This window comes from Yersinia sp. 1252 StPb PI (genome assembly GCF_048593885.1).
Classification (GTDB): domain Bacteria; phylum Pseudomonadota; class Gammaproteobacteria; order Enterobacterales; family Enterobacteriaceae; genus Yersinia; species Yersinia enterocolitica_E.
Genome location: NZ_JAZGQE010000266.1, coordinates 1 through 4,356 on the forward strand (window position 1 = coordinate 1; position 4,356 = coordinate 4,356).

Sequence of the window (4,356 nt, forward strand, 5' to 3'; positions counted from 1 at the left end):
ATATTATTCTGAATTATTCTTATAAAAACTAATAACTCGCTAGATGTATGGCGCGCAGGCGCTGAAAATCTTACCTTGCTAGCATTGGTCGGGAAAAAAATCAGCAAAAACCCGATTCCTGTCAACTTTTGCTGACAGACTGCTTCATCAGCAAGGGGCGACAGGGTATTATCATAAGCAGAGACTCCGCACCTGCACTATATAAGGTCGATACTGATGCGCTTGGAAGTTTTTTGTGAAGACCGACTCGGTCTCACCAGAGAGTTACTTGATCTCTTGGTTTTACGCAGCATTGATTTACGGGGGATCGAAATTGATCCGATAGGGCGTATTTACCTGAACTTTTCTCAACTGGATTTCAGTGTATTCAGTGCCTTAATGATGGATATTCGACGTATCGAGGGGGTAACAGACGTTCGAACCGTCTCCTTTATGCCATCAGAACGTGAACACCGCTCGCTGCGAGCGTTACTTGAATCGATGCCAGAACCGGTATTCTCCATTGATTTAAGAGGTAATCTTGAGTTAGCGAACCCTGCGGCCCGTGAGCTTTTCTCCCTTCATGAGGAGCGTATTCGCCACAAAACTGCCGGCAGTCTACTCGGGGGATATAACTTTGCTCGTTGGTTTGAAGGGGGGGAGACCGCGCCTCATACCGAACGGGTGTTGATCAACAATCAGGATTACCTGATGGAGATAACCCCCATCGAGCTTGAAGACGAGCATCAGCAGAACCAAACAGTGGGTGCAGTGGTGATGTTAAAATCCACGGCGCGCATGGGTAAACAGTTACAAATCTTATCCGTTAACGATGATACTGAATTTAAACAGATTGTTGCCAGCAGCGTTAAGATGCGCCAAGTGCTTGAGCAAGCCCGTAAGTTGGCGATGCTGGATGCCCCCTTGCTATTGGTTGGTGATACCGGTACCGGTAAAGATCTCTTGGCTCACGCCTGTCACTTGCGTAGCCCGCGCGGGAAAATGCCTTTCCTTGGCCTTAATTGTGCTTCAATGCCGGACGATGTGGTAGAAAGCGAGCTATTCGGCTATGCAGCCGGGGCTTACCCGAATGCCATCGAAGGTAAAAAAGGCTTCTTTGAGCAGGCGAATGGTGGCTCGGTGCTACTGGATGAAATCGGCGAAATGTCGCCACGCATGCAAATCAAACTGTTGCGATTCCTAAATGATGGTACCTTCCGCCGTGTCGGGGAAGAACATGAAGTGCATGTTGATGTTCGGGTTATTTGCGCCACGCAAAAGAACCTGGTGGAGTTGGTTCAGCGTGGTGAGTTTCGTGAAGATCTCTATTATCGCCTTAATGTGCTGACTATCACCTTGCCACCATTGCGTGAGCGTCAGGCTGATATCATGCCACTGACCGAATTGTTCGTTGCCCGCTTTTCGGACGAACAAGGCGTGCCACGGCCGAAGTTGGCTCCTGAACTGAGCAGTTTTCTGACTAATTATGGTTGGCCCGGCAATGTGCGGCAGTTGAAAAATGCCATTTATCGCGCCCTGACTCAATTGGACGGTTTCGAACTGCGGCCCCAGGACATTATCTTGCCGGAGTTTGAAGTTGAAGCCGTACTGGGGGACGAAGTGCTTGATGGTTCGCTTGATGACATCAGCAAACGCTTTGAACGCTCAGTGCTGACCCGTCTTTACCGTAATTATCCCAGTACACGTAAATTGGCCAAGCGCCTTGGCGTCTCGCATACCGCGATTGCCAACAAGTTGCGCGAATATGGTTTAAGCAGTAAGCGACCAGTCAGTGATGACAGCGAAGAGGAGTAAGCAACAGAGCAATGTGTTGCTATAAATGGATAGTATTAAAAACGGATTGTATTAAAAACAGATAGTATTAAAAACCGATAGTATTAAAAACGGATTGTAATAAAAAACGGCTGTACCCAGATGGGCCAGCCGTTTTGAGTTAATGCTCCGGTTTAGTTAAACCGAAGTTAACCAGTTATTTCAGTGCTGCCAGCGCGGCATCATAGTTTGGTTCAGTGGTGATTTCGTTAACCAGTTCGCTGTAGATAACGTTATCTTGCCCATCCAAAACCACCACAGCACGCGCAGTCAAACCAGCCAATGGGCCTTCGGTAATGGCCACACCATAAGCTTGTTTGAAATCGGCGCCACGCAGCGTTGATAAGGTCGTTACGTTGCTCAGGCCTTCAGCACCGCAAAAGCGTGATTGAGCAAATGGCAGGTCAGAGGAGATACAAAGAACGACAGTGTTCTCAAGTTCGCCAGCCAATTGATTGAATTTACGTACCGATGCCGCACAAACGCCGGTATCAATACTTGGGAAGATATTCAGGACTTTACGTTTGCCAATGAAGCTGCTCAGGGCAACATCAGATAAATCTTTCGCAACCAAAGTAAAGTCTTTTGCTTTATCGCCAGCTTGTGGCAGTTGACCTGCAACAGTCACTGGATTGCCTTGAAAATGTACGGTCTGTGTCATTATTTGATCCCTTTTACAGATGTGTAACACGAAGTTCAGTTTAAGGTAACAATGGCGGCTTGGATATGAGAAATTTGCTAAATAATTGAGATTTTGCTTACGTTAGGTTCTAACGTCTGATACTCAAGCCCGAATTCTGCCAAGGAGCCATAATTGAGAACAATGCGTTTCTACCCTGAGGCATGGCCTTTACATTCTGCGTTTGTTATTTCCCGTGGTAGCCGTACAGAAGCCAAAGTGGTGGTCGTCGAGATTGAAGAGGACGGCATCCTGGCTTGCGGCGAATGTACCCCATATCCACATTATGGTGAAAGTGAATCATCGGTCATGGCACAGCTAGCTTTGGTTGTGAATGCCATAGAAGGTGGCATTTCACGGCAGGCTTTACAGCAGCTATTACCCGCAGGGGCGGCCAGGAATGCGGTAGATTGTGCACTGTGGCAGTTGGAATGTTTACAGAACCGACAAAGTTTGTGGCACATGAGCCAGACAACGGCTATTCCCCATATTTCAATGGCTCAAACAGTCAGTATCGGCACGCCAGAAGCGATGGCGTACAGTGCCAGTGCATTGGCACATCTTGGCGCCAGATTGTTGAAAATAAAACTTGATGACCATCTTATTGCTGAGCGTTTAGTGGCGATCCGCAGTGCTGCGCCAGAAGTGACCTTAATCGTGGATGCCAATGAATCCTGGCAAACCGAAGGGCTGGTTGCCCGTTGCCAGTTACTGGCAGATTTAGGTGTGGCGATGCTGGAACAGCCGCTACCGGCCGGTGAAGATGATAGTTTGCAGAATTTTATTCATCCGTTGCCGATTTGTGCTGACGAAAGCTGCCATACGCGGGCGGATTTAGCCGGACTGGTTGGCCGCTATGACATGGTAAACATTAAACTGGACAAAAGTGGCGGGTTAACCGAAGCGTTATTGCTAGCCGAGCAGGCAAAATCACAGGGATTTGCCATTATGCTCGGTTGCATGTTGTGTACTTCCCGCGCCATACGAGCGGCCTTGCCACTGGCACCGGGCGCGCGGTTTGTTGATCTCGACGGCCCGACATGGTTGGAACAGGACATTGAGGATGGACTGCACTTCTCTACGGGGGCGATTGATTTGTCGGTTTAATCCGCCAACGTAAGTAAATCCACCAACGCAGCCAGATAACATTCACTGGCTGCATCGGCGGAAATCGGCGGTAATTCTGCGGTGATACACGGCAAATTGCGATCAGCGCACCAGCTACCAAATGACCCCGGTGTGGCGTAACCGACACTGTTAACGAGCGGTAATGCGAAATTGGCTGCCAACCGAGCCCCTAGCACAGAGTTACCAGGGTCTTCAATGCAGGCCAGCGGCTCATGGAATGAGACGACCCAGCGGGGAGCAAGTTGCTCAATCAAGGCGCATAAAGCTTGTGTTTCTGGTTCTGAACCTGCGTGTTCGCCCGTCAATAACCGGACATCACGTGCATCAGCGGCACTGTTCCAGCGATAAACCGTCTCGCCTGGTTGCCAGTTTTTTGCCGGGAAATTGCGATTAAGATCAACACCATTGGCATTAGCACGTAACCCTAATTGGCAACCATCCGGGTTCACTGCTAATACCACATGATGGCGCTGTTGTTCCGGGGCAATAGTGCGTAACGCGCAGGAAAGGGCAACAATGGCCGCACTTTCATCGCCATGGGTGCCGGCGATAATCAATCCGGTGTTAACAGATGACGTGGGGGCAGGGAAGTAAAGCAGCGGTGCACCCAGCAGCGATTGGCCGTAGTGTTGGCCTAAGGTGAGCAAATTTCCTCGTGCTGAACGAGGTCGATATTGAGTCATAATGTTCTCTGTTATCCTGAACATATTTATAATACTTTCAACATAGCATTTAAT

The 4,356-nt window shown here is 49.0% G+C and carries 4 protein-coding genes; 2 read left to right on the forward strand and 2 right to left on the reverse strand.

Features of this window, described 5'->3' with window-relative positions; all coding sequences use genetic code 11:
* Nucleotides 1-216: 216 nt before the first annotated feature.
* Nucleotides 217-1,794 carry a transcriptional regulator TyrR gene (gene tyrR / locus V2A85_RS22210; RefSeq protein ID WP_420072390.1) on the forward strand — a complete coding sequence of 526 codons (1,578 nt, stop codon included), beginning with the start codon at nt 217-219 and terminating at the stop codon, nt 1,792-1,794.
* A gap of 175 nt (nt 1,795-1,969) precedes the next feature.
* On the opposite strand, the gene tpx is transcribed toward tyrR, so the two are convergent.
* Nucleotides 1,970-2,473: a thiol peroxidase gene (gene tpx / locus V2A85_RS22215; RefSeq protein ID WP_083158775.1), complete on the reverse strand. Its 504-nt coding sequence runs from the start codon at nt 2,471-2,473 to the stop codon at nt 1,970-1,972.
* Nucleotides 2,474-2,626: 153 nt separating this feature from the next.
* On the opposite strand from tpx, the gene ycjG reads away from it, so the two are divergent.
* Nucleotides 2,627-3,598, forward strand: coding sequence for an L-Ala-D/L-Glu epimerase (gene ycjG, locus V2A85_RS22220; protein ID WP_372559088.1), 972 nt, complete (start codon nt 2,627-2,629; stop codon nt 3,596-3,598).
* Here the strand turns inward: ycjG and mpaA are convergent.
* A complete protein-coding gene (gene mpaA, locus V2A85_RS22225; protein WP_420072391.1) occupies nt 3,595-4,302 on the reverse strand; it encodes a murein tripeptide amidase MpaA in 708 nt (235 codons plus the stop codon). The two genes, ycjG and mpaA, sit on opposite strands and share 4 nt — an antisense overlap.
* Nucleotides 4,303-4,356: the final 54 nt, after the last annotated feature.